Origin of the sequence: Pseudomonas sp. A-RE-19 (assembly GCF_019956555.1) — a bacterium.
Taxonomy (GTDB): domain Bacteria; phylum Pseudomonadota; class Gammaproteobacteria; order Pseudomonadales; family Pseudomonadaceae; genus Aquipseudomonas.
Window position 1 is genome coordinate 72198 of record NZ_JAHBDQ010000018.1, and the last position, 24322, is coordinate 96519.

Consider the following 24322-nt stretch of genomic DNA (forward strand, 5'->3'; position numbering starts at 1 on the left):
TGCTCACCCCTACTGTGAACACCACACGCCACATGATCGTATGTCGGATAGAACCCGCTGAATAACGAGTTTTATATCTGGCACCCATCGATAAATACGAATGGGTGAATGGAAGAACCGATTATTCCGAGGAAAGTGCGAATACAATCCCGCTGACAACCGTTATTGAAAAACCAGCGCCTCAGGCACATCCACATCCCACAACACCCCCGGATCCTCCACCGCCACCTCGACCACCCTCGCCTGCGCGAACAGCGACTTGGCGCCGTGATCACCGGTCAACGCCATCAATCCCGGACCGAAGCTTCGACCGAACCCCACCGGATGCCCGTATTGCCCCTCATGCACCGGCACGCTGATGGCGTCATCGGCAATATTCGCAACAACCTGCTCAATGCTGGACGGCAGGATAAACGGCATATCCCCCAGCATGATCAGCCAGCCACCGAGTTGCGAGCACGCCGCCACACCCGCCGCAATGCTGTTGCCCAGGCCGGTCGACTCGATCCGCACGATCTCGCAACCATAGGCCTGAGCCATGCGAATCACTTGCGGGCGATCCGCCGTGGTCACCAGCACGCGTTTCTCAAGGGCGGCCGGCAGATTCACCAGCACCTGTTCGATCATCGAGTGCACGGTGATACCGTCACGAGCGGTGCATTCCACCAGCAGCTTGTCCTTCTCGGCACCCGCCACCTGCCTATACCGACTGCCCTGCCCGGCGGCCAGAACGATGACGCCGATGGAGTCGCTCATACCCCCTCCTGCAACGGCCTCTTCTGTTTCAGCTCGACGCCGTTCTTGATCGCCACAACTTCGGCCAGCAGCGACAAGGCGATTTCCGCCGGTGTATGGCTGCCGATATGCAAACCGATCGGCCCGTGCAAGCGCTCGATGGCCTGTTGTGACAAGCCTAGCTGAGCCAGGTTGTCCCTGCGCTTCTGGCTGTTGACCCGCGAGCCCAGCGCACCGACATAAAACGCTTTGGAATCCAGCGCCGTGAGCAACGCCATGTCGTCCAGGCGCGGATCGTGGGTCAGGGCGACGATGGCCGTGCGTTCGTCGGTCTGAATGGTCAGCACCGCTTCGTCGGGCATGCCCGGGACAAAGCGACCGTGTTGTTCTTCCCAACCGTAGACGAACTCGGTGCGCGGATCGCAGATCAGCACTTCGAAATCCAGCAGTCGGGCCATCTCGGCAACGTACCGCGACAATTGGCCAGCACCGATCAGCAACAGCCGCCAGCGCGGGCCGTAAATGGCGCGCAAGGTCTGGCCGTCGAACACCAGCGCATCCGTCTTGTTCGCCGGCTGCAAAACCACTTCACCGGTCGCAATATCCAGCGAGCGCGCAACGATTTCATGGGCCTCGCAGCGTGCCAGCAATTCGGCGACCCACGCCGGATCGCCGACGCGCTCTTCGGTCAGGCGCAATGTGCCACCGCACGGTAAACCAAACCGTGCGGCCTCCTCCCGGGTGACGCCATAGGTGATCAGTTGCACCGGCGGCCCATCAACCGGGATACGGCCATCGTGCAGCCGGGCAATCAGATCATCCTCAACACAGCCACCGGACACCGAGCCAATCACCACGCCGTCTTCACGCAAGGCCAGCATGGCACCCGGTGCCCGGGGCGCGGTGCCCCAGGTCTGGACCACGCTGTACAACATCACCCGCTGACCGGCGCGGCGCCATTGCAGCACGCTGCGCAGGACGTTCAGATCGACGCTGTCCATCAGGCTTGCGCCTTCTGCCAACCTTGCAGCTGATAGCGCACCGGCAGGTTCCGAATGCGCTTGCCGGTGGCAGCAAAGATCGCGTTGCACAGCGCTGGCGCAATCGGCGGCACGCCCGGCTCACCGACGCCGCCCAACGGCACATTGCCCGGTGGCGTGACCAGATGCACGGCGACTTCCTTCGGCGCCAGGGACATGCGCGCCACTTCATACATGTGGAAGTTATCCTGCTGAACCTTGCCGTCCTTGAAGCTGATTTCCCCCAGCACCGCGTTGCCCAGGCCCATGACGCAGGCGCCTTCGAACTGCGAGCGAATCCGCTCGGGGTTGATCTGCGGGCCGCAATCCACGGCGATGTCGGCCTTGTGCACAATCAGCGTGCCATCATCTTTGACTTCGACTTCGATCACCGCCGCCACATACGTGACGAAGCTGTAATGCACCGCCAGGCCCAAGCCTCGCCCCTTGGGCAACTCACGCCCCCAACCGGCGGCTTTGGCGGCAGTTTCCAGCACGGTGCGCATCCGCGCGGTGTCGATTGGATAACGCTCGGGGGATTCGCCGTAGTTCCACTCTTCACTTAAGGTGCGCGGATCGATCTGTCGGTCCGGGCCGAGCAGTTTGATCTGGTACTTGAGCGGATCCTGACCAGCCTTGTGGGCCAGTTCATCGACAAAGCTCTGAATCGCAAAACCGTGGGGAATGTTCGACACCGAGCGATACCAGCCGACCCGGGTATGGACCGTCGCTTCAGGGTTTTCCAGGCGCACGTTGGGGATCGCATACGCCATGTTGGTAAAGCCCATGCCCAGCTCGAAAGCCGCCTCGTGATTCATGCCCGGCGCGAACAACGCGGTGATGCTCGGTGCCACCGTGCGGTGCAACCAGCCGGATGGCAGACCGTCCTTGTTCAGGCTGGCCTTCAGGTATTCGGCAGACACGGTGTGGAAATAGGAGTTGTGGATGTCGTCTTCACGGGTCCATTGCACCCGCACGGCCTTGCCGGGGAATTCCTTGGCGAGGACGGCGGCTTCGATAATGAAGTCCGGCTTGGATTTGCGACCGAAACCGCCACCGAGCAAGGTGACGTTGAACGTGACGTTATCGAATGGAATGCCAAGGCGTTCGCCAATCCGTTCGCGGGTGACTTGCGGTGCCTGACTTGGGGCCCAGGCTTCGCACACACCGTCCTTGAAACGGGCGATGGCGACCATCGGTTCCATCGGCGATTGTGCCAGGTGCGGCAGGTAGTAAGAGGCTTCGAGGGTGCTATCGGCAGCGCTCAAGGCCTGGTCGATATTGCCGGTATTGCGCACCACTTTGCCGGGCTTGAGGGACGCGGCTTCAAGTTCCTTGCGGTAGGCGATCGAGTCGTAACTGGCATTGGGGCCGTCATCCCACTCGATTTTCAGCGCTTCGCGGCCCTTGATCGCCGCCCAGGTATTGCTGGCCACCACGGCCACACCGCCCAGCGGTTGAAACTCGGACGGCAATGGATGGCTTTCGATTTGCAGAACCTTGATCACGCCCGGGACTTTCATCGCGGCACTGGCGTCGAAGGATTTGACCTTGCCGCCGTAGACCGCTGGACGGGCGATAGTGGCGAAGAGCATGCCGTCGAAATGCACATCGGCGCCGTAGACCGCACGACCATTGACGATGTCCGCACCGTCGATGGCCTTGGTGCCTTCCTTGCCGATGTAACGGAATTCCGATGGCTGCTTGAGCCGCAGACTGTCGCGGGCCGGTACTGCCAATGCGCTGGCAGCAGCGGCCAACGCGCCGTAGCCCAGTTCACGGCCGGTCGGTTGGTGTATGACTTTATGCAGCTGGGCACGGCATTCGCCGACCGGCACTTTCCACTGCTCGGCCGCGGCCTGCTCAAGCATGGTTCGCGCGGCAGCACCGCAACGGCGCATCGGCTCATACCAGTGACGCATGCTGCGCGAACCGTCGGTGTCCTGATTGCCGAAACGCACTTCGTCGCCCGGCGCCTGTTGCACTTTGACCTGCGCCCAGTCGGCGTCCAGCTCATCGGCCACCACCATCGTTAAACTGGTGCGCACGCCCTGGCCCATTTCCGAGCGGTTGCAGACCACGGTCACGCTGCCATCGGCGGCGATGCTGACGTAAACCTTAGGATCATCGATCGAGCCGTTGGGCATGCCCTCGGCGCCGAACTTCTTGTCTTTTTCGGCAGCGAGCGCGTCCTGCCAGCCCCAGCTTGCCGCCAGCACCAGGGCACTGGTGGCGCCCACGCCTTTGAGGAAACCCCGGCGGCTGAGGTTGCTCAGATTGCTCAGCGCAAAATCATTCGGTAGCTGGCTCATGCCTTGGCCTCTTTCAGGTGGGTGGATGCCTGGCGGATGGCGGTCTTGATCCGGTTGTAGGTGCCGCAACGGCAAATGTTGCCGACCATCGCCTCTTCAATCTGCTCATCGCTGGGGTTCGGGTTGGTTTTCAGCAACGCGGTGGCCGACATGATCTGCCCACCCTGGCAGTAACCGCACTGAGCCACGGCGCTGTCGAGCCAGGCTTGCTGGACGACTTTGCCAACCGGGTCGGCGTGCAGGTTATCGATAGTGGTGATGTTCTGGCCGACCACCGAGCCGATCGGCGTGATGCAACTGCGCGCGGGCGCGCCGTCGATATGAATGGTGCAGGCACCGCACAGGCCCATGCCGCAGCCGAATTTTGTGCCGCTGTAACCAGCCACGTCACGGATCGCCCAGAGCAGCGGCATGTCCTCGGTGACATCGAGTTGATGATCTTGACCATTGAGTTTCAGGGTAATCATGGGCACGCCCGCATAGTTATAGAGGTTATGGGGTCGAGCAATCTGCCGCGTGGGTTCCTTCACGCAGATCGACTCAGGCTAATGGGCTCTCTTATGCGGACGCGACGTCTGCACCGGGCCTTTGGTGGAGCAAATGCTTGCATCGTTAGGTAGCTAAGTTAACCCAGCATTAACAAAAAAGCCCTGCACATTTGAAGATGTGCAGGGCTTTGGGATCAGCCTGAAAGCGTAGCCTCAATACCGGTTGGGTTCCATTTCCAGGTCGACCTTGAAGCGCTCTGAAATGTCTTTCTGGATGCGCTGCGCCAGGTTCAGCAATTGCAGGCCCGTTGCGGTACCGTAGTTGACCAGCACCAGCGCCTGTAATTTGTGTACACCGGCATCACCGTCGCGAAAGCCTTTCCAGCCGGCCCGCTCGATCAGCCAGCCCGCCGCCAGCTTCATTTGCCCGTCGGGTTGCGCGTAAGCCACCAACTCCGGGTATTGCTCCTTGAGTTGCGCCACCAATGTCGCCGACACCAAGGGGTTCTTGAAGAAACTGCCGGCATTGCCGAGCACCGCCGGGTCCGGGAGTTTTTCGTTGCGAATGCTGCAAATGGCCTGGCTGACATCGGTGGGCGTCGGGTGATCGATGCCCAGCGAGGTCAGGCGCTGACGAACCGGACCGTATTCCAGGTGCAGGTGCGCGGTGCGATCAAGGGTGAAACGCACCCGCAGGATCAACCACCGCCCCGGCTCCTGTTTGAACAGGCTGTCGCGGTAGGCGAAGTTGCACTCGGCCAGCGTGAAGTCCCGCAACTCGCCGGTCTGGCGATCAAGGGCGGTGAGGCCGGCAAACACGTCTTTTATCTCGACGCCGTAAGCGCCGATATTCTGCATCGGCGCCGCGCCCACAGTGCCGGGAATCAGGCTGAGGTTTTCCAGCCCCGACAACCCTTGCGCCAGCGTATGTTGCACAAACGGATGCCACGGCTCGCCCGCCTCGGCTTCGATCACCACCTGATTGCCGTCATCGCTCAGTACACGAATCCCGCGGGTGGCCATGCGCAGCACCAGCGCCTGCACATCAGCGGTCAGCAGCAGATTGCTGCCCCCCCCGATCACCAGCAACGGCACAGCATGTTCCGCTGCATAAATCAGGGCTTCGCGAACGTCGGCATCGCTGTGAGCCTCGGCAAACAGCCGTGCCTGAACGTCCACGCCAAAGCTGTTGAACGGCTTGAGCGATACCAGCGGATGTACCTGCAAACTCATAACCGGCCCTTCAATTCGATGACCAGCAGATCGCTGGCGCGCTCGATCAGGTCCAGTACCAATTCGAAGCCCTGTTCGCTGTCGTGATAAGGATCCGGCACTTCATCGATTTCCGACTGGTAGCGACGCAGGAACAGGTCCAGCTCGGCCTTGCCCTTGACCGGTTGCAGGGCCTTGAGGTGGCGCAGGTTGCTGTTGTCCATCGCCAGAATCAAGTCGTAGGTGGCGAAATCGGCGCGGCTCACTTGCTGGGCGCGCTGGGCGGACAGGTCGTAGCCGCGTCGTTTCGCCGCCGCCTGGCTTCGTTGGTCCGGGGCCTTGCCGACGTGCCAGTCACCGGTACCGGCGGAGGCGACTTCGATTTGATCGGCCAACCCCGCTTCGCGCAACTTGTGCCGCAGCACCCCTTCGGCCGTGGGGGAACGGCAGATGTTGCCCAGGCAGACGAACAGAACCCGCATCAGGCCTCCAGCAAGCGACGGACGCGCTCGAGGTCTTCGACGGTGTCGACACCGGTAGGCGGTGCGATCAGCGCATCGGCGACGTGAATCCGCACGCCGTGCCAAAGTGCCCGCAGTTGTTCCAGAGACTCGGTATTTTCCAGCCAGCACGGACCCCAGGTGACGAAGTCCTGCAGGAAACCGGCGCGATAGGCATAGATACCAATGTGGCGACGATACGGCACGCCTTCCGGTAATTGCTCGCGGCTTTTGGCGAACGCATCGCGTGCCCACGGCAAAGTGGCACGACTGAACGTCAGCGCCAGGCCATTGAGGTCACTGACCACCTTGACCACATTGGGGTTGAACAGGGTTTCCACGTCTTCGATCGGCTCGGCCAGGGTGGCCATGCGCGCTTCGGTGTGGGCAGCCAGGTTGGCGGCAACCTGATCGATCACGCTCGGCGGGATCAACGGTTCGTCGCCCTGAACGTTGACCACGATGGCGTCCGGGGCCAGGCCCAGTTTTGCCGCGACTTCAGCCAGACGGTCGGTGCCGGAGTTGTGGTCTTCGCGAGTCAGCACCACTTCGGCACCAAAACCTTGGCAGGCCTCGACGATACGCGCATCGTCGGTGGCCACGACCACGCGCTGGGCGCTGCTTTTGCTCGCCTGTTCCCAGACATGCTGGATCATCGGCTTGCCGGCGATCAGCAGCAGGGGTTTGCCCGGCAGACGGGTGGAGGCATAACGCGATGGAATGACGACGGTAAAGGCTGTGGTCATTTATCCAGACGCTCGTCGGTGGTCAGGGTGCGCGCTTCGGTTTCGAGCATCACCGGGATGCCGTCGCGAATCGGGTACGCCAGGCCGGCGCCCTTGCTGATCAGCTCGGTTTTGTCGGCGCTGAGCTTGAGCGGGCCTTTGCAGACCGGGCAAGCGAGGATGTCGAGCAATTTGGTGTCCATGAGCATTCCCTGGATAAAAACGGAGTTAAGGCAAAAGACGAGCCGGCAACAGGCGTGTCAGCTGCGTATCGAACCAGGCCACGAAGGCCGGCGATGGCACAGCATCGACCGCCAGGTACCACCAATCGGCGACGGCGAAGGCACGGCACTTCACCGCGTCTTTTTCCGTCATCACCACTGGCAATGACGGTGTGAAATTCAAGGCCTGCACGCTGTACTCGGCGTGATCGGCAAATGCATGGGGCACTGGCCGCCAGTGTAGCGTTTCGAGGGTCGTGAAGAAACGCTGGGGATTGCCGATCCCGGCCACGGCATGCAGCGCCTGGTCAGCGGGAAAATGGTCGAGGGGCCGTCGTTCGCCGCTGTGCAGGTTGACCAGTGCCGTGGGTTGCAGCTGGAAGGCAAAACCGTCGCCGCGATCGGCCGTGGCACCGTTGTAAAGCACCGCATCGACGCTTTGCAGACGCTCGATCGGCTCGCGCAACGGCCCGGCCGGCAGGCAACGCTGGTTGCCCAGGCCCCGGGCGGCATCGATCAGCACCAGTTCCAGGTCCCGGGCCAGCCGATAATGTTGCATGCCATCGTCGGAGAGGATCAGGTCCAGCGGCTCACTTGCCAGCAAGGCTTTGACTGCGCTGCTGCGGTCCGGGTCGATCATCAGCGGCACGCCGGTACGCTGGACGATCAACAATGGTTCATCGCCCGCCACGTCCGCGCTTTGATCCGCCTCGACCCGCCACGGTAACTGCGGCGGTTTGGCGCCGTAACCACGGCTGACCACGCCGACCCGCAGACCGTTGCGCTGGCAATGCTGGATCATCCACAGAATCAGCGGCGTCTTGCCGGTGCCGCCCACCGTGATGTTGCCGACCACGATCAGCGGCACCGGCGGCTGGTAGATCTCGCCCTCGCCGGCCAAAAAGCGCTTGCGCTTGCCGGTAACCACGCGCCGATACAGCCATTCAAGCGGCTGCAACAGCTTCAACGCCGGATGACCTTCGTACCACGCGGCGAGCAATCGATCGGACATGGCCATCAGGACGCCGGCGCCGCCTCGACAGTGGTCATGCGCAAGTGGCTGAAACCGAGCTTGCCGGCGGCGTCCATCGCAGTGATGACGGACTGATGGGGAGTTTTGCCATCGGCGCTGATGGACAATGGCAAATTGGTGTCGCCATTGGATTCTTTCTGCAGTGCTTCCATCAGGCTGGTCAGGTCGTTCTTGGGCAACAACTGGTTGTTGACCGAATACGCCCCTTCGGCGCTGATGGCGATGTCCAGCTGCTTGAGCTGCTGGTCTTCCGCCGGAGAGCCGCTGACTGCTTCCGGCAGGTCGACACGCAATTGGGTTTCACGGGTGAAGGTGGTGGTCACAACGAAAAACAGCAGCAGGATAAACACCACGTCGATCAACGACGCGAGGTTGATGTCTATCGTTTCCCGTGGTTTACGACGGAATTTCACGCTTTGCCCTCAGCCAGATCCACGTCGCGGTCGCCCTGCACCACCTCGACCAGTTTGATCGCTTCCTGCTCCATGCCCACCACCAGTTCATCGATCCGGCGTTGCAGGAAGCGGTGGAAGAACACCGCCGGAATACCGACCATCAGGCCTGCGGCGGTGGTGATCAGCGCCTTGGAAATGCCCCCGGCCAGCACTGAGGCGTTGGTGCCCATGCCCGAGCCCATGAACGCACTGAAAATATCGATCATGCCCAGCACGGTACCCAGCAACCCCAGCAACGGGGCCATGGCGGCAATGGTGCCCAGCGCATTGATGTAGCGCTCGAGCTCGTGAATCACCCGCGCTGCAGCCTCTTCGATGCACTCTTTCATGATCTCGCGGCCATGCCTGGAGTTGGCCAGACCGGCGGCCAGGATCTCGCCCAACGGAGAGTTGGCGCGCAGTTCCTTGAGTTTGTCTTTATTGAGTTGTTTGTCCTTGATCCAGACCCAGACCTGCCCGAGCAAATACTCCGGGGTCACACGGCTGGCACGCAGGGTCCAGAGACGCTCGGCGACGATCGCCATGGCCGCGATGGAACTCAGAATGATCGGCAGCATCATCCAGCCGCCGGATTTGACCAATTCCCACACAGTGACAGTCCCCTCGAAAAAGTGCGTCACTCTAACATAGGGGGTGGACGCACCGAAGACCGCGATGTCGCATCCGGTCGGGCTTCAATAACTCGGGTTACTGGCTGGATGGTGGCAGATCGCGCCAGAAGCGCCGTTCTTGAAGCATCGTCCACGGCGGTCTGAAACGCCCCAGTTGCAGACGAATGGCACCTTGCTCGGCGCTGTCGTAAATCTCCATGCCGCGTTTTTGATACCGCGCCACGACCGTGGGATGGGGGTGGCCGAAAGAATTGCCGTTGCCACGGGAAATCAGCACCGCGCTGGGTTGCAATGCGCCGAGCAACGCCATCGAAGAGGAACTGCGACTGCCGTGGTGCGGGGCCTGCAACCAATCCGTCGGCACCGCCAATGGACTGTCGAGCAACGCTCGCTCGGCTGCGGCATCAATGTCGCCGGTCAGCAGCAACCGCTCGCCATTGGCTTCGATCTGCAGCACGCAGGATTTCTGATTGCTATCGCTGGCCGATGACCACTGCCAGAGTTGGAACCTTACACCGTCCCAGCTCCACTGCTGACCGCTCTCGCAGCCCTCGGCGTGCAGCTCGTCTGGCAGGGCCTGGGGATCGCCGCTCAGTACGCGCATCACAGGAATCGCGCCGGCAATTGCCCGCGCACCGCCGGCATGATCGGCATCGGCGTGGCTGATCAGCATCAGATCGAGCCCGTTCACGCCCAGTTTGCGCAATGTCGGCAACACTACCCGCTCACCCAGGTCGATATCGCCGAACCGTGGCCCGGCGTCATACAGCAGAGTGTGCTGGCGGGTGCGCACCAGGATTGCCAATCCCTGGCCGACATCCAGCTGCCAGACCTCGGCGATGCCTTCAGGCAATGTGTGCCGGGGCGCAAAAACCAGCAACAGCAACATCGGCCAGCCCAACGGGCGCAACGGCACGCCTCGCGGCAGTAACAGAAGAAACGCCCCCAGCGCGCCAAGCGCCCATATCCATAAAGGAACCGCCACTGGCACCCATGCGGGTAGTTGCCCGGCTATCAATACCAACCCCTTGAACAAAAGGTCGATCAGACCACCGGCCAACCACAGCAACCCTTCGCCCACATAAGGAACGGGCAGCAACAGCGTCCCGAGCAAGGCTGGCGGCAGGACTACCAGACTGATCCACGGCACCGCCAGTAAATTAGCCACTGGCCCGCTGAGACTGATCGGCAACCCCAACACCAACAGCAGCGGGCACAGACCGATCGCGATCAGCCATTGGGCGCGGGTCCAGGTTTGCCACCAGCGCCACGGACCCAATCGCCCGCCAAACGTAAAAATCAGCACCGCGACCGCCACAAAGGACAGCCAGAACCCCGGTTGCAGGCTCGCCAGCGGGTCCAGCAGCAACACACCGTCAAGCGCCAGCAACAGCGGCCACCACGCGCCGAGGTGACGAAATCGCAGCCGCCACAACAGCACCAGACCAATCATCAGGCAGGCCCGTCGCACCGGCACTTCGAAGCCGGCCAGCAGTCCATAACCGAGCGCCGCCGCGAAGGCCAGTCCGCAGGCCCATGGCAGCCACGACAAGCGCCTCGGCCACAGGCCATATCGTGCCAACCCGGCGATCAGCAGATACACCAGCCCCGCCAGCAAACCGATGTGTTGCCCGGAAATTACCAACAGATGCACGGTGCCAGTATCTTGCAGCACCTGCCAGTCCTCACGACGCAGCCCGGCGCCATCCCCCAGCACCAACGCCGTCAGCGCCCCCGTTCGCCCCTGGGCGTCCACGGCCTGCAAACGCTGACGGATGCCATCGCGCCAGGCCCACTGCGCCTCCCTCAGCCGCTGGCCATCCTTGACCGTCCCGGTGGCGCCGATACGCCGGGCGAGCAACCAGGCGTCGTAATCGAATGCATGCGGGTTGAGCAGCCCTGAAGGACGCTTCAATTTGACGGCCAGCCGCCAATGCTCGCCGCTGTTGACGGGCGGCCCGCCATACCAGGCCAGGCGCAGGTGCCGAGGCAGTCTGGTGCGACGCGACTGACTGTCGGTCAGTTCAAAACGCACCACGCCCTCGGCCTGCTGCGGCAACCCGGTCACACGACCTTCGAGCCAGCGAGTCTCGCCATCGAGATTGCGCGGCAGGCGATCACTCAGTGCCCACTGTGCATTCGCGCACGCCCAACTGAAACCGAATAGCAAAAATGCCAAGGGAAACGTCCGAAACGGCAGCAACATCAAACCCGCTATCGGCAACAACAACCACAACCCGGTCGGCGGCAAAACCGGTAAAAAACGCAGGGCCAGCAGACCCAACGCCAGCGCCATCATCCCTGTGCGCATAAGCCCGTCCTTGAGAGTCCCTCCCCTAGGCTTAGCCGGCCAGCCGCACGTATGTCGTTATCAATTGTCACAAAGTCTGAATGGGCGGTTCGTAGAATCCAGACATACTTGCCGCCTTAACCGACCGAGAAGCCTTATGCCCCGGCGCTTATTCAAACGTTACATGCCCGACCCGAGCAGCATCAGGGAACACAAATCCTTACGCTTTCTTGGCACCCTGCTGCATGACCCGAACCTCTGGCACCTCAACCGTCACTCCGTTGCGCGGGCGATGGCGGTCGGTCTGTTCGCGGCGTTCCTGCCTATTCCGTTGCAGATGCTGTTGGCGGCCATCCTCGCTATCGGGGTGCGCGGCAACCTGCCTATTGCGGTCAGCCTGGTCTGGCTGACCAACCCCATCACCATGCCCGCGGTGTTCTTCTGCACTTACCAGACTGGCGCCTGGCTGATGGACGTCCCCGCCCGCAGCCTGCCGGATGAGTTGACCTGGGCATGGATCAGCGGCGAACTCTCGAGCCTGTGGCAACCGTTCTTGCTTGGCTCGGTGGTCATGGGGCTGGTGCTGGGTGCCCTCGCCTATTGCCTGACCATGATGTACTGGCGCTGGTGGGTGAGTCGGCAGTGGGCGCGGCGCAAGAAAAGTCGAATGTGAGAATGTTGAACGGCCTTCGCTTGGGAGGCTGTTCTTCTATATCGATTGTTTGATTGGGGACATATCCGTTTCTGCGGTAGCGGCGGCTTTTTGGTTGTGTACATATCCGTTTTTGCGGTAACGGCCGCCTATGGTTTCGCTCTTACAGCGAGTCACTTTCGAAAAGCGCGAAAGTAACCAAAGCGCTTTTGCCCCGCCATTCGGTGCCTCGCTTAGGCTCGGCATGCCCTCACTCCGGCATTGCTCCGGGGGCCCGCCGCCATCGGCCATCCATGGCCGGGGGCGGCTACCGCGGCATCCCTGCCGCGGTGCCCCCTGCGCAATGCCTGCGTTCGGCCTCTGGGAAAGGGGCAACAGATCAAGAGCCAAAGCAACAGCAACAGCAACAGCAACGGCAAGATCAACAGCTTCGCGAGCAGGCTCGCTCCCACAGTTGGACTGGGTACATCCGGGGGAAGATTGGTCGGCTGACAGGCCGCCATCGCAGGCAAGCCAGCTCCCACAGGTGGACTGGGTACATCCGGGGAAGATTGGTCGGCTGACAGGCCGCCATCGCAGCGATGCGGCGACCCGACAAGCCAGCTCTCACAAAAAATCAGAGCACATCCGCCTTGCCTTTCACCACTCAACAGGCCGAGCGTTAGCTCGTCTGCAGCTTTTGATGTTGACGCACCGCCCCCTCGAGAGGCTTCGTTCCGGTTCTGCGCAGTGGGCAACCCGGCATGGATGCCGGGTTAGCCGCGCACGGCCATGGATGGCCGATCGCGGCGGGCCCACGGAGCAGGACCGGAGCGAGGGCATGCCGAGCCTGGGCGAGGCACCGAACGAAAGGGGCAAAAGCGCTTTGGTTACTTTGGCGCTTTTCCAAAGTGACCCGCTGTAAGAGCGGAACCATTAGCCGCCGTGACCGCAGCAATGGATATGTACACCATCAAAAACCACATCGCGCCACGGTCTTGATCAGGTACGCATCCCGCGCCCACTCACCAACAACCGCGCACAACCGATGTACAGCACAACAGTCGCCACCAGCATGAAGGTGATCGCCACACTGATCTTGATGTCCGACACACCGAGGATGCCGTAACGGAAGGCATTGACCATGTGCAGCACCGGGTTGGCCAGCGACACGGTCTGCCAGAACGGTGGCAGCAAATTGATCGAGTAGAACACCCCGCCCAGGTAGGTCAGCGGTGTCAGCACGAAGGTCGGGATGATTGAGATGTCATCGAAATTGCGCGCAAATACCGCGTTGATGAAGCCCAGCAGTGAGAAGATCGTCGCCGTCAGCACCACCACCAGAACGGTCACGCCCAGGTGATGCACCTGCAGCTTGGTGAAGAACAGCGACAGCAAGGTCACGATGATCCCGACCATCAACCCGCGCAACACGCCGCCCAGGGTGTAGCCGATCAGAATCGTATGCGGCGACACCGGTGACACCATCAATTCTTCAATGGAACGCTGGAATTTGCTGCCAAAGAAACTCGATACCACGTTGCCGTAGGCGTTGGTGATCACCGACATCATGATCAGCCCCGGCACGATGTACTCCATGTAGGTGAAACCACCCATGCCGCCGATCTGCCGACCGATCAAATTGCCGAAGATCACAAAGTACAGAACCATGGTGATGGCCGGCGGCAGCAGGGTCTGCGGCCAGATCCGGGTGAAGCGCCGGACCTCACGGTAAACAATGGTATTGAGGGCAACGAGGTTGGGTTGCAGTTCGGAACTCATACCGCCACCTTCGACAGATTCTTCTCCACCAGGGACACGAACAACTCCTCGAGGCGATTGGTTTTGTTACGCAGGCTCAACACTTCGATGTTCTGCTGCGCCAATTGAGTGAACAGCGCGGTGATCCCCATGGCCTTGTCGACCTGGACTTCCAGGGTGTGACTGTCGATCAGTTTGGTCGGGTAACCCATCAGTTGCGGTGCCACTTGCAACGTATTTTTTATGTCCAGCAAGAAGGTTTCGACATGCAGTTGGCTGAGCAACTGTTTCATGCTGGTGTTCTCGACAATGGTGCCGTGGTCGATGATGCCGATGTTGCGGCACAACTGCTCAGCCTCTTCCAGGTAGTGGGTGGTGAGGATGATGGTGATGCCTTTCTTGTTCAGTTCGGTGAGAAAGGTCCACATCGAGCGACGCAATTCGATGTCCACCCCCGCCGTCGGTTCGTCGAGGATCAACAGGCGCGGTTCGTGAACCAGCGCACGGGCGATCATCAGCCGCCGCTTCATGCCGCCGGACAAGGAACGCGACGGCACATCGCGCTTGTCCCACAGGCCCAATTGGGTCAGGTACTGCTCGGCGCGTTCCTTGGCGATTTTCGCCGGGATGCCGTAGTAACCGGCCTGGGTCACGACAATGTCGAACGTCTTTTCGAACTGGTTGAAGTTGAATTCCTGGGGCACCACACCAATGCAGCGCTTGAGCGCCGCCGGTTCCTTGTCCAGGTCGTGACCGAAGATATTCACCGTTCCGCTGGTCTTGTTCACCAGGGTCGAGAGAATGCCGATGGTCGTGGATTTGCCGGCACCGTTAGGGCCGAGCAAGGCGAAAAAGTCACCTTCGGCGACGTCCAGATCGATACCACTCAAGGCCTGGAAACCGTTGCCGTAGGTTTTGGTTAGCTGCCGGATGGACAGAGCGGAACTCATATCGGATTTACGCACCAAGAAGGGAAGAAAGGAATAAATAAGGGCGGGCGGCGAGCAATGCAACCGCGGCACATGAGCGCAATGGTGCTTGTCGCTGCCGCACAAGTACAGTCAAGTGTGTCGATAGTAAGTATTAAGTCAACGCGGTCATGACCGCCTTCTGATAGGCCGGACGCTGTTTCAATCGCGCATACCAGGCTTGGAGATGAGGCTGCGGCGCGCGCTCGATCGGCATCTCGAACCAGGCATAAATGAAACAGCCAAGGGGGATGTCACCCATGCCGATCTCATCGCCGGACAGGTACGGCTTAGCCGCCAGCGCTGTATCTGCCATCGACAGCAGATCGTCGCACTCCTTGATCGCGGCCTTGATGGCCGGCCAGTCCTGCTGCTCTTGCGGGGTGCGCAACACGCCCCAGAACACCGTGCGGAACGGGAAGGCAAAACTCGAGGTGGCCCAGTCCATCCACTTTTCCGCCGTGGCACGGGCCTGCAAATCCGTCGGATACCAGGCCGTACCGCTGGCGTGGCGAGCCATCAGGTAACGGACAATGGTGTTGGATTCCCACAGGACAAAACCGTCGTCTTCGATCACCGGCACGCGGCCGTTGGGATTCATCGCGCGGTATTCAGGCGTGTCGACCACACCAAAGGCACCGCCGGCATTGATGGCTTCATAGGCCAGGCCCAGTTCTTCGGCGGCCCACAAAGGTTTTCTGACATTCGACGAATTTTTCCGACCCCAGATCTTCAGCATGACCGCCTCTCTTTGGATGAATGCGCAGGCAGCATACGCCGGATCAGGCGCGACTCAAATCACTCTGCATGTCACCCAGTTGCAGGGGCACCTGCTCGCCGAACAGATGCGGATAGCACTTTTTCAGGTGTTCGAAAAAGAACGCTTCAGGCACATCGGTGAACTGGCCGTGATCGATCAGATATTCCATCAGCTGCTCGCCATCACGGTTGAAGGGGTGGAACACGCTGTCGTTGATCCCGTCGAACTCCAGCGGCGCGACATTGAACAGTTCGCAGAGTTGTTGATTGAAGGCTGGGGTGGCTTTGACCCAACGCTCGTTCAGATACAACTCGGTGTAACCGTGCATGGCGAACACATCGCTCTTGAGCAGTTCGAGCAGGCGCGGCGTCGACAGATGATTACGCACATCCGCCAGACCGATACGCGCCGGGATCCCGCAATGCCGGGCGGCACCTGCCAGCAGGGTGGCTTTGGGCACGCAATAGCTCTGCCCCGTCGCCAGCGCATAGCTGCCGCGCAAGGTCTCTGGATCACGGCTGAAGGTGTAGGGGTTGTAGCGCACGGCCTCGCGCACCGCGTAATAGAGATTGATCGCCTGCTCAAGCGGATCGCGCCCGGCGCCACGATGTCTTTCGGCGAACTCCACCACCGAGGGATGGTCGCTGTCGATGAAGCGGCCGGGGCTCAGACATGCGTGCATGGGAACAATCTCCTGGGGGAAGCCACGAGTCTAGCGACAGCTTCAGCACAGAGATAACGACGTTTCGGCCAAATATCGGCGTTTGCCGACCTGTTGACGAAAGCGTTCAACCGTCCACCATCGAAATATCTGACGAATTTCAGCCGTTGCTTCCTACACGCTCAGACTCATCGCTCTGACGACCCACTTTTATGGATGCCGTCTAAGCTCTGAGAGTGGTTTTGCCTCTGGCTTCATGGAGAATTGAATATGCTGCTGTTGTGGATACTGGTTCTGGTGGTCGGAACTGCCTGCTTGGCACACCGCCGCACTGCGCCTCTGCCCGTCTTGGGCATCATCGCTGTCTATCTGCTGGCGATGGGCATCTTCAGCCGTGCCCCCGTCTGGCTCATGCTGATTCTCTGGGTGGCGCTCGCAGCCGTGGGCGCTTTCCTGTTGCTGCCGGATCTGCGCCGAAAACTCTTCACGGCACCGATGTTCAACTGGTTTCAAAAAAACTTGCCGCCGATGTCGCAAACCGAACGTGAAGCCATTGAAGCCGGCACGGTCTGGTGGGATGGCGAACTGTTCAGCGGTCGCCCGGACTGGAACAAGCTGCTGGCCTATCCAAAAGCGCAACTGAGCGAAGAGGAACAGGCGTTCATCGATGGCCCGACCGAAGAGCTCTGCGCCATGGTCAGCGATTGGCAGATCGGCCAGTTGATGGATCTGCCGCCCAAGGCCTGGGAGCACATCAAACAGCATGGCTTTTTTGCCCTGATCATTCCCAAAGAATACGGGGGTAAAGGCTTCTCGGCTTATGCCCACTCCCAGATCGCAATGAAACTGGCGACCCGCAGCGGTGACCTGGCCTCCACCGTCATGGTGCCCAACTCCCTCGGCCCGGCGGAACTGCTGCTGCATTACGGCACCGACGAACAGCGCAATCATTACCTGCCACGGCTGGCCCGCGGCGACGATATCCCCTGCTTTGCCCTGACCGGCCCGATGGCGGGCTCCAACGTCGGCGGGATGACCGACACCGGGGTGATCTGCAAAGGTGAATGGGAAGGCAAGGAAACCCTCGGCCTGCGCCTTAACTGGGAAAAGCGCTACATCACCCTCGGCCCGGTGGCGACCTTGATCGGCCTGGCCTTCAAGGCCTATGACCCGGATCATCTGCTGGGCGACAAAGTCGACCTGGGGATCAGCCTCGCCTTGATTCCAACCCAGACCCCCGGTGTAGAAATCGGCCGCCGTCACCTGCCGCTGGGCGCCTCTTTCATGAACGGCCCGAACTCTGGCAAGGATGTGTTCGTGCCGCTGGAGTTCATCATTGGCGGTCAGGAGATGCTCGGTGAGGGCTGGATGATGCTGATGAACTGCCTGTCGGTCGGGCGTTCCATTTCACTGCCTGCCATCGGTACCGCTGCGGGCAAGTTCACCAGCCTGGTGACGGGCCAATATGCGCAGGTTCGCGAACAATTCAACGCGCCGCTGTCAGCCTTCGAAGGGATTCAGGAAGCACTGGCGCGGATCGGCGGCAGTACCTGGCTGATGGACAGCGCACGGATGCTCACCGCCAACGCGGTAGACCTCGGCGAAAAACCGTCGGTACCCTCGGCCATTATCAAATACCACCTCTCCGAGCGCGGCCGCGAGTGCATCAGCCATGCCATGGATGTTCACGGCGGCAGGGCCATCATCATGGGCCCGAACAACTACCTGGCGCGTAGTTGGCAAGGTGCGCCCATTTCCGTCACGGTCGAAGGCGCGAACATCCTGACACGCAATTTGATGATCTTCGGCCAGGGTGCCATTCGCTGCCATCCGTTCGTACTCAAGGAAATGGCCCTCGCCCACCGCGAAGACAAACAACAGGCACTGATTGAATTCGACGCATTGCTGCTCGACCACATCGGTTTTGCCATAAGCAACGCCGCCAGCACCCTGGTGCTGAACCTTGGCCTCGGACATTTCGAACACGTGCCCGGGGACAAGCTCAGCCAAGGCTACTTTCGCGCCCTCAACCGTCAGGCTGCGGCCTTTGCCCTGCTTGCAGACCTGAGCATGATGCTGCTGGGCGGCGAACTGAAACGCCGCGAACGGTTGTCCGCGCGTCTGGGTGATGTGCTCAGTCATCTGTATCTGGCCTCCGCCGCGCTCAAGCGTTATCACGATCTCGATTCACCGGAGCATATGCATCCGCTGTTCAACTGGGCCATGGAGGAGAGCCTCGGTCAGTCCGAACGTGCACTGGACGAACTGCTGACCAACTTCCCGAACAAGGTACTTGGATGCCTGCTGCGGGTGATGGTGTTCCCGTTCGGTCGCCGCCACAGAGGCCCGTCGGACAGATTGGCGGCCAAAGTCGCGGCGGTCATCGGTCGCGCCAAGGGCGATCCAACACTTGAGGAGTTATTGGGAGGCTGCTATCGCCCGCAATCACCAGAGGATTCGGTCGGCGCCCTGCAGCACGCCTGCGATTTGTTGAACGCCGCCAAGCCTCTGCAGAAAAAACTCAACACGGCACTGAGAAGTCGCCAGGTTAAACCCACTATCAGCGAAACCGCCATCGATGCGGCGCTCGAGGCTGGCGTCTTGCAACCGGTTGAAGCCGAGACCTTGCGCGTGGCAGAAGTGGCACGACGCAAGGTGATTGATGTCGATGATTTCGACCCAAAGGAGCTGGTATTGGCCAAAGGCAAGGTCCGCTGATCCGGCGGACCCTGTGTCTTGCACGGGACTCTTTACTATGTGCTCTCTATCATGGGAAAAGGGGCGCAAGAGCTTTATACTCTCGCGCCCGTTTTGCTCTTGAGGACTTATCTCGTGTCCAACGTCGTTGCCGATCATCTCGTCTTGCTCGACCACCTGCGCAGCATCCTGGTCGCCGTAGGTGAGGCCGAACAGGTTCCCGAAGAAAGCCATGCCTTGTTCCTGGAGCGCTTCGACGAACTGCGTGCCCTGCTGCCGGTCGACCCGATCGAAAGCCAATACCTGGGCCAGGACATTCTGTGCCAGGTCATCACTCGCTATCCGCAAATTGCCCACCTGGTCCCGCGCGACCTGCTTTGGTACTTCGCCGGTGACTGCCTGCATTACATGCCCGATGATGAAATCGACCTGTACCAGGCCCTGGAAGAACGTCGCTTCGAAGCCGAACAGAACGACGAACCGTTCGACTGGAATCAGGAAAAACAGCTGCTGGCGATGTCGAACCAGGACAGCAAGCACTGATCCCACGATCAGTTATGCAAAAGGCCCGCATGGTTGAACATGCGGGCCTTTTTATTGGTTCGTGAAGATCAAAAGATCGCAGCCTTCGGCAGCTCCTACGGGGTGTACGCCATCTCAATGTAGGAGCTGCCGAAGGCTGCGATCTTTTGATCTTGACCTCAAAGCAATCCATCACTCTCGGGCAACTCATACTCCGCCGCGACCTTGCCCGAATCACTTGACCTGCCCGGCTTGCTCAAGGTCGGCTCCTTCTCCAGGCATTCCACCAGATAGTCGATAAACACCCGTAATTTGGGCGGTAAATAGCGGGTTGGCGAATGCAATAACCAGGCGCCTCCGTGGTAGGACGCCAGAAAGGTCCAGTCCGGCAGTACCTGCACAATCAGCCCTTGCTCCAGCGCATAACGGGCGGTGAAGTACGGCAGGCTGCCGATCCCGATGTGTTGCAACACCGCGCCCAATCGCACGCCGGTGTGATTGGCGGCATAACGCCCGCGCACGCCGACCGTCACAGCCTTGGTGCCCTTCTTGAACTTCCAGCGTGCATCGCTCGGGGTTTCGCCCAGATAGATGCAACTGTGGTTGAGCAAATCGTGGGGATGAGTCGGCGTGCCGTGTTCGGCCAGGTACTGCGGTGTTGCACAGAGCAAATGATCGATGGTCAGCAACTGCCGCCCCACCAGCCCTGCGGGCGGACGATCGGTAATACGGATCGCCAGGTCGACGTTATCGTCGATCAAATCCACCTGACGGTCCTCAAGCAACAATTCCACATCCACTTTGGGATAACGCCGCAGAAATTCCGGCATATGTGGATGGATCACGAATCGCCCGACGGCCTTGGGCACACTGACGCGCACCAGCCCTTCCGCTTCATGGGTGAACTGACCGCTGATTTCCATTACCGACTTCGCCGCGCTGACCATCTCCTGACAACGCTTGAACACTTCTTCACCACCGTCACTCAAGCGCAGCTTGCGCGTGGTGCGTTGCAGCAGACGGGTGGCAAGCGCCTTCTCCAGACGTGAAATGCTGCGACTGACCGCTGAGGGGGAAGAGCCTAATTGGCGCGCTGCTTCAGAGAAACTGCCGGTCTCGACAACCTTGACGAAAATCGCCATTTCACCGAGCAATGGCAGGGGAAGATTTATGCTCACAGCGCAACAGTCCTTTGATGATTGGACGGATTATCACGCAATTCCACGATTCATATAATAAAAATAGAAACTTTAATGAGGGCATGGAATATGACGCTTCGCCTCTTTTTCCATAGTGATGACCTCAAGGCCAATGTGGAAGTCCTGGATTGCACACCCCAGGAAAACGAATTCGCCGTGGTGCTGCGCGCCACACTGTTCCACCCCCAAGGCGGAGGGCAGCCCTCTGACACCGGGTGGATCGGCGAAAGCCAGGTATTACGCGTGGTTCAGGATCCAGACCGGATCATCCATTTCGTCGACCACCCGGTAAAACTCGGCATGATCCAGATTCGGGTCGACGAACAACGCCGTCAGTTCAATACGCGCATGCATTCGGCGGGGCATTTGATCGGTCACTTCGTTCAGGCCATGGGCTGGATGCCGACCAAGGCGCATCACTGGCCAGACGAAGGACGTGTCCAGTTCAAACCGGGTGATGGCGCGCAGGAAGTCGATGCCCAGACGATTCAACACGGCATCAAGCAATGGATCGCCCATGACCTGCCGCGCCTGACATCGTTGCGCGAAGGTACCCGGGAGATCGGTTTCGGTGAACTGCCCGCCTACGGCTGTGGCGGCACCCATGTACGGAGCCTGAAGGATTTGGGCACGGTCACGATCGCTTCCCTTTCACAGAAAAAGGGAACGCTGTCAGTCCACTACAACGTGGATTGAGCATTTGGGCGATGTCGGCCCCGTCATCGCCTGACGCCGGGGGAGCCTGCATTCGCGGGCTCTGTTGACTCTCTGATAGATGGACCTAAAAACATGATGCTTGACGTCGAGCGTCTCGATGAGACGTGCATACAAAAACTGGCCAATGAAGAAGTCCTCGCCATCCGTGTCAAAGGCCTGTTGCCTCGGCCGCTGGCGATACAGATCGGCGACAAGATCCTCGCCCCGGGTTTCGAAGGCTACATCAACGCGCCAAGCATCGGTCGCATCGGCATGGCGTTTTATGAGGCGGAAAACCAGCCGCTGCTGATCGAGGACTATTTCGAACGCGCCACCAGCAACATCGCTGAATTGCGCAGCCGTTGTGCCCCCTACTCCTCTCCTGTCGACACCCTGCGCTGCATGCTCGACGAATCCTGGCCCGCGGGCGCGCATCTGGAAAATCTCTACGGTCGCAAGATGTATGTGGGCTTGTCCCGGGTCGTCAAACCGGGAGTGTGCTTCCTCGCCCATCACGACATTTTCGCCAAGGATGCCCCGGACAGCTTCCAGGCCAGAAGCCTGGAAGCGCAGTTCGCCTGCAATGTTTACCTGAACATGCCGACCGAGGGCGGCGCGTTACAGATGTGGGACCACGACATTACCCCGGACCAGTTCGACGAAATGCGGGGTGACAGCTACGGCATCGACCCGGCCTTGCTCGGCCCTCCAACGCTGGAGATTCGTCCGGAGTCAGGGGATTTCATCATGTTCAACTCGCGCTGCATGCACTCGGTAACCCCGGGCGTGGACGACCCGCGATTGAGCCTTTCTTTCTTTGTCGGCTATCGCGGCAATGCTTCCCCCCTGACTTTCTGGAGTTGAGATGTTTTCGAATTACCTGGGCGAGTTTCTGGCGCTGGCAACCATCCACTTCCTGGCCGTGGTCGCACCTGGCCCGGACTTCGCCGTGACCATCCGCCAAAGCGTGCGTTTCGGCCGGTTAGTGGGCATCTGCACGGCGCTGGGCATTGGCGCGGGCATTTCCGTGCATGTGCTTTACACCTTGCTCGGTGTCGGCGCGCTGATGCACACCACGCCCTGGTTATTGACAGTGGCCAAGGTGGTCGGCGGCGCCTACATTTTGTACCTCGGCGTCAGCCTGTTGCGCAGCAAACCCAAATCAGCGATTGAAGGCGACAAGGGTGAAGAAGCGTCAATTGAACAGCAGACCTTGTTCAAGGCCTTCAGCACGGGGTTTCTGACCAACGCCACCAACCCCAAGGCAACGCTGTTTTTCCTGGCGATTTTCACAACGATCATCAGCGCCACGACGCCGCTGCAGATTCAGGCGCTGTACGGGCTGTGGATGTGTTTTGTGAACGCCTTGTGGTTCGTGATCGTGGCCCTGTTCTTTTCCAGCGCCCGGGTACGATTGCTGTTCATGCGCATGGGGCACTGGTTCGAACGAACCATGGGGGTGATTCTGATTCTGTTCGCCGGCCGGTTGATTCTGTCGATGTAAAAAAACGGCCCGCTCAGTCTGACTGGCGGGCCGTCGATATCATTTCTTGCTCGATAGTCCAGACCTTACCAAAGCGCCAGGGTGTAGCTGATGATCAAGCGATTCTCATCCAGATCATTGCCAAAGTTCGAACGCACCGACGCGTTGCGCCATTTGAAGCCCAGGCCTTTCAACGTACCGTCCTGCACCACGTAGGCGATATCGGTGTTGCGCTCCCACTCCTTGCCTTCACCCGGAGCACTGCGCTGCACGTTATCTCCCGAGATGTAGCGGGTCATAAAGCTCAACCCCGGCACACCCAATGCGGCGAAGTTGTAGTCATAACGCGTTTGCCAGGAGTGTTCGTCAACGTTGGCGAAGTCACCGATCTGCACGAAGTTGACCAGGTACGGATCGCTGCGTCCGATGTAAGGGAACGGATCGTCGCCGCTCATGCGCTGGTAGCCGAAGCCCAGCGCGTGGCCGCCGAGGCTGTAGGTAAACATCGCACCGAAAGCCTGGTTGTCGAGGTCACGAAAGTTGCCATCTTCGGTGCTGCGCGCATAGCGCACGTCGCTCTTGAGCGACTGGCCGGCCCCCAAGTCCAGCAGATGCACCAACCCGAGGTAGTTTTGCCGGTAGATATTTTCCAGCGTGCCGTAGCGGTACTGCGCTGTCAGGTTCGGCAGAAACTGATAGTCAGCCCCGGCGAACTGGAACTTGTCGCTTTTGCCACCGATGCGATTGGCAGTCATGTCCTGATAGTCGGTGGAATCGACAAAGTTGATCTGCGTGAGTTGACCGGCGGTGAGCTTCAAACGGTCGATTTCCTGCACATTGACCAGGCCGCCCTTGAAAGTTGACGGCAACAGACGAGTGTCGTTGGAACTCACCACCGGATCCTTGATCTGCAACGTCCCCAGCTTTAGCGTGCTGTTGGACAAGTGCACTTTGGCGGTCAGGCCCAACTCGCCATAGCGATCCTGCGAGCCACCCGACAAATCCGGTGGCAACAGATTGGTGCCCGCCGTGCCGCCGCCGGAGTCCAGTTTAAAACCGGCCATGCCCAGCGCATCCAGACCAAAACCCAGCGTGCCAGCGGTATACCCGGACTCCATCCGCAGCAGAAAACCCTGCGCCCATTCCTCGGCCTTTTCTCGCGACCCGTCCTGGCGGAAATCGCGATTGAAGTAAAAGTTGCGTGCCTCCAGGCTGCCTTTACTGTCGGCAATGAAATCCGCCTGAGCGGCCGGTGCGCCGAGCAAGCTCAAGCCGAGCAATGTGCCGACCGGGAGGTACAACCGTTGGGTGGAAAGCGAATTGTTCATGCCTGCTCCTGTTAC

At 60.2% G+C, this 24322-nt stretch carries 24 protein-coding genes; 6 read left to right on the forward strand and 18 right to left on the reverse strand.

The window, feature by feature from the left end:
* Nucleotides 1-162 precede the first annotated feature (162 nt).
* The 12 genes from KGB14_RS13520 to KGB14_RS13575 form a co-directional block, all read right to left on the reverse strand.
* Nucleotides 163-756, reverse strand: a complete 594-nt coding sequence (locus tag KGB14_RS13520; RefSeq protein WP_223487321.1) for an NTP transferase domain-containing protein — start codon at nt 754-756, stop codon at nt 163-165.
* Nucleotides 753-1736, reverse strand: coding sequence for an XdhC family protein (locus KGB14_RS13525; RefSeq protein ID WP_223487322.1), 984 nt, complete (start codon nt 1734-1736; stop codon nt 753-755). Before KGB14_RS13525 ends, KGB14_RS13520 begins: the two co-directional genes overlap by 4 nt.
* Entirely contained in the window at nt 1736-4066 is a 2331-nt protein-coding gene (locus KGB14_RS13530; RefSeq protein WP_223487323.1) for a xanthine dehydrogenase family protein molybdopterin-binding subunit, read from the reverse strand. The genes KGB14_RS13525 and KGB14_RS13530 overlap by 1 nt, the downstream gene beginning before the upstream one ends.
* Complete coding sequence (locus tag KGB14_RS13535; protein ID WP_223487324.1) at nt 4063-4533, reverse strand: (2Fe-2S)-binding protein; 471 nt, start codon at nt 4531-4533, stop codon at nt 4063-4065. The genes KGB14_RS13530 and KGB14_RS13535 overlap by 4 nt, the downstream gene beginning before the upstream one ends.
* Before the next feature lie 234 nt (nt 4534-4767).
* Nucleotides 4768-5787, reverse strand: a complete 1020-nt coding sequence (gene murB / locus KGB14_RS13540; RefSeq protein ID WP_223487325.1) for a UDP-N-acetylmuramate dehydrogenase — start codon at nt 5785-5787, stop codon at nt 4768-4770.
* Nucleotides 5784-6248, reverse strand: a complete 465-nt coding sequence (locus KGB14_RS13545) for a low molecular weight protein-tyrosine-phosphatase (protein ID WP_223487326.1) — start codon at nt 6246-6248, stop codon at nt 5784-5786. Before KGB14_RS13545 ends, murB begins: the two co-directional genes overlap by 4 nt.
* Entirely contained in the window at nt 6248-7012 is a 765-nt protein-coding gene (gene kdsB / locus KGB14_RS13550; protein WP_223487327.1) for a 3-deoxy-manno-octulosonate cytidylyltransferase, read from the reverse strand. The genes KGB14_RS13545 and kdsB overlap by 1 nt, the downstream gene beginning before the upstream one ends.
* Nucleotides 7009-7194, reverse strand: a complete 186-nt coding sequence (locus KGB14_RS13555; RefSeq protein ID WP_007945752.1) for a Trm112 family protein — start codon at nt 7192-7194, stop codon at nt 7009-7011. Before KGB14_RS13555 ends, kdsB begins: the two co-directional genes overlap by 4 nt.
* 25 nt (nt 7195-7219) lie before the next feature.
* Nucleotides 7220-8230, reverse strand: a complete 1011-nt coding sequence (gene lpxK, locus KGB14_RS13560; protein WP_223487328.1) for a tetraacyldisaccharide 4'-kinase — start codon at nt 8228-8230, stop codon at nt 7220-7222.
* Complete coding sequence (locus KGB14_RS13565) at nt 8230-8658, reverse strand: ExbD/TolR family protein (protein ID WP_223487329.1); 429 nt, start codon at nt 8656-8658, stop codon at nt 8230-8232. The genes lpxK and KGB14_RS13565 overlap by 1 nt, the downstream gene beginning before the upstream one ends.
* Complete coding sequence (locus KGB14_RS13570) at nt 8655-9290, reverse strand: MotA/TolQ/ExbB proton channel family protein (RefSeq protein ID WP_223487330.1); 636 nt, start codon at nt 9288-9290, stop codon at nt 8655-8657. The genes KGB14_RS13565 and KGB14_RS13570 overlap by 4 nt, the downstream gene beginning before the upstream one ends.
* Nucleotides 9291-9387: 97 nt before the next feature.
* Entirely contained in the window at nt 9388-11622 is a 2235-nt protein-coding gene (locus KGB14_RS13575) for a DNA internalization-related competence protein ComEC/Rec2 (RefSeq protein WP_223487331.1), read from the reverse strand.
* A gap of 136 nt (nt 11623-11758) precedes the next feature.
* On the opposite strand from KGB14_RS13575, the gene KGB14_RS13580 reads away from it, so the two are divergent.
* A complete protein-coding gene (locus KGB14_RS13580) occupies nt 11759-12274 on the forward strand; it encodes a DUF2062 domain-containing protein (RefSeq protein ID WP_223487332.1) in 516 nt (171 codons plus the stop codon).
* Between the two features lie 960 nt (nt 12275-13234).
* On the opposite strand, the gene KGB14_RS13585 is transcribed toward KGB14_RS13580, so the two are convergent.
* From KGB14_RS13585 to KGB14_RS13600, 4 genes are all read right to left on the reverse strand, one after another.
* Nucleotides 13235-14014, reverse strand: coding sequence for an ABC transporter permease (locus KGB14_RS13585; RefSeq protein WP_223487333.1), 780 nt, complete (start codon nt 14012-14014; stop codon nt 13235-13237).
* A complete protein-coding gene (locus tag KGB14_RS13590; protein ID WP_223487334.1) occupies nt 14011-14943 on the reverse strand; it encodes an ABC transporter ATP-binding protein in 933 nt (310 codons plus the stop codon). The genes KGB14_RS13585 and KGB14_RS13590 overlap by 4 nt, the downstream gene beginning before the upstream one ends.
* Nucleotides 14944-15076: 133 nt before the next feature.
* Nucleotides 15077-15700 (reverse strand): glutathione S-transferase family protein, encoded by a 624-nt coding sequence (locus tag KGB14_RS13595; RefSeq protein WP_223487335.1) that lies wholly within the window; start codon nt 15698-15700, stop codon nt 15077-15079.
* 43 nt (nt 15701-15743) lie between these two features.
* On the reverse strand, nt 15744-16403 hold the full coding sequence (locus KGB14_RS13600) for a transglutaminase-like domain-containing protein (protein ID WP_223487336.1): 660 nt from the start codon (nt 16401-16403) through the stop codon (nt 15744-15746).
* 249 nt (nt 16404-16652) lie between these two features.
* On the opposite strand from KGB14_RS13600, the gene KGB14_RS13605 reads away from it, so the two are divergent.
* Nucleotides 16653-19100: an acyl-CoA dehydrogenase gene (locus KGB14_RS13605; protein WP_223487337.1), complete on the forward strand. Its 2448-nt coding sequence runs from the start codon at nt 16653-16655 to the stop codon at nt 19098-19100.
* A gap of 114 nt (nt 19101-19214) precedes the next feature.
* Complete coding sequence (locus KGB14_RS13610; protein ID WP_007905217.1) at nt 19215-19622, forward strand: PA2817 family protein; 408 nt, start codon at nt 19215-19217, stop codon at nt 19620-19622.
* 158 nt (nt 19623-19780) lie between these two features.
* On the opposite strand, the gene KGB14_RS13615 is transcribed toward KGB14_RS13610, so the two are convergent.
* Complete coding sequence (locus tag KGB14_RS13615; RefSeq protein WP_223487338.1) at nt 19781-20779, reverse strand: LysR family transcriptional regulator; 999 nt, start codon at nt 20777-20779, stop codon at nt 19781-19783.
* Nucleotides 20780-20869: 90 nt separating this feature from the next.
* On the opposite strand from KGB14_RS13615, the gene KGB14_RS13620 reads away from it, so the two are divergent.
* The 3 genes from KGB14_RS13620 (at nt 20870) to KGB14_RS13630 (ending at nt 23000) form a co-directional block, all read left to right on the forward strand.
* Nucleotides 20870-21496, forward strand: coding sequence for an alanyl-tRNA editing protein (locus tag KGB14_RS13620; RefSeq protein WP_223487339.1), 627 nt, complete (start codon nt 20870-20872; stop codon nt 21494-21496).
* 93 nt (nt 21497-21589) lie between these two features.
* Entirely contained in the window at nt 21590-22360 is a 771-nt protein-coding gene (locus KGB14_RS13625) for a 2OG-Fe(II) oxygenase (RefSeq protein WP_223487340.1), read from the forward strand.
* 1 nt (nt 22361) lies between these two features.
* On the forward strand, nt 22362-23000 hold the full coding sequence (locus tag KGB14_RS13630) for a LysE family translocator (RefSeq protein WP_223487341.1): 639 nt from the start codon (nt 22362-22364) through the stop codon (nt 22998-23000).
* Nucleotides 23001-23065: 65 nt separating this feature from the next.
* Here KGB14_RS13630 and KGB14_RS13635 read toward each other — a convergent pair whose 3' ends face one another.
* A complete protein-coding gene (locus KGB14_RS13635; protein WP_223487342.1) occupies nt 23066-24307 on the reverse strand; it encodes an OprD family porin in 1242 nt (413 codons plus the stop codon).
* Nucleotides 24308-24322 lie beyond the last annotated feature (15 nt).

Excerpts from the sequence above, each read along its gene's own strand:
- lpxK (WP_223487328.1), bottom strand. The coding sequence starts at position 8,230 with ATGGCCATGTCCGATCGATTGCTCGCCGCGTGGTACGAAGGTCATCCG.
- KGB14_RS13595 (WP_223487335.1), bottom strand. The coding sequence starts at position 15,700 with ATGCTGAAGATCTGGGGTCGGAAAAATTCGTCGAATGTCAGAAAACCT.
- KGB14_RS13590 (WP_223487334.1), bottom strand. The coding sequence starts at position 14,943 with ATGAGTTCCGCTCTGTCCATCCGGCAGCTAACCAAAACCTACGGCAAC.
- KGB14_RS13555 (WP_007945752.1), bottom strand. The coding sequence starts at position 7,194 with ATGGACACCAAATTGCTCGACATCCTCGCTTGCCCGGTCTGCAAAGGC.
- KGB14_RS13620 (WP_223487339.1), top strand. The coding sequence starts at position 20,870 with ATGACGCTTCGCCTCTTTTTCCATAGTGATGACCTCAAGGCCAATGTG.
- KGB14_RS13580 (WP_223487332.1), top strand. The coding sequence starts at position 11,759 with ATGCCCCGGCGCTTATTCAAACGTTACATGCCCGACCCGAGCAGCATC.
- KGB14_RS13520 (WP_223487321.1), bottom strand. The coding sequence starts at position 756 with ATGAGCGACTCCATCGGCGTCATCGTTCTGGCCGCCGGGCAGGGCAGT.
- murB (WP_223487325.1), bottom strand. The coding sequence starts at position 5,787 with ATGAGTTTGCAGGTACATCCGCTGGTATCGCTCAAGCCGTTCAACAGC.
- KGB14_RS13575 (WP_223487331.1), bottom strand. The coding sequence starts at position 11,622 with ATGCGCACAGGGATGATGGCGCTGGCGTTGGGTCTGCTGGCCCTGCGT.
- KGB14_RS13525 (WP_223487322.1), bottom strand. The coding sequence starts at position 1,736 with ATGGACAGCGTCGATCTGAACGTCCTGCGCAGCGTGCTGCAATGGCGC.
- KGB14_RS13530 (WP_223487323.1), bottom strand. The coding sequence starts at position 4,066 with ATGAGCCAGCTACCGAATGATTTTGCGCTGAGCAATCTGAGCAACCTC.
- KGB14_RS13585 (WP_223487333.1), bottom strand. The coding sequence starts at position 14,014 with ATGAGTTCCGAACTGCAACCCAACCTCGTTGCCCTCAATACCATTGTT.
- KGB14_RS13635 (WP_223487342.1), bottom strand. The coding sequence starts at position 24,307 with ATGAACAATTCGCTTTCCACCCAACGGTTGTACCTCCCGGTCGGCACA.
- KGB14_RS13535 (WP_223487324.1), bottom strand. The coding sequence starts at position 4,533 with ATGATTACCCTGAAACTCAATGGTCAAGATCATCAACTCGATGTCACC.
- KGB14_RS13630 (WP_223487341.1), top strand. The coding sequence starts at position 22,362 with ATGTTTTCGAATTACCTGGGCGAGTTTCTGGCGCTGGCAACCATCCAC.
- KGB14_RS13600 (WP_223487336.1), bottom strand. The coding sequence starts at position 16,403 with ATGCACGCATGTCTGAGCCCCGGCCGCTTCATCGACAGCGACCATCCC.
- kdsB (WP_223487327.1), bottom strand. The coding sequence starts at position 7,012 with ATGACCACAGCCTTTACCGTCGTCATTCCATCGCGTTATGCCTCCACC.
- KGB14_RS13545 (WP_223487326.1), bottom strand. The coding sequence starts at position 6,248 with ATGCGGGTTCTGTTCGTCTGCCTGGGCAACATCTGCCGTTCCCCCACG.
- KGB14_RS13625 (WP_223487340.1), top strand. The coding sequence starts at position 21,590 with ATGATGCTTGACGTCGAGCGTCTCGATGAGACGTGCATACAAAAACTG.
- KGB14_RS13605 (WP_223487337.1), top strand. The coding sequence starts at position 16,653 with ATGCTGCTGTTGTGGATACTGGTTCTGGTGGTCGGAACTGCCTGCTTG.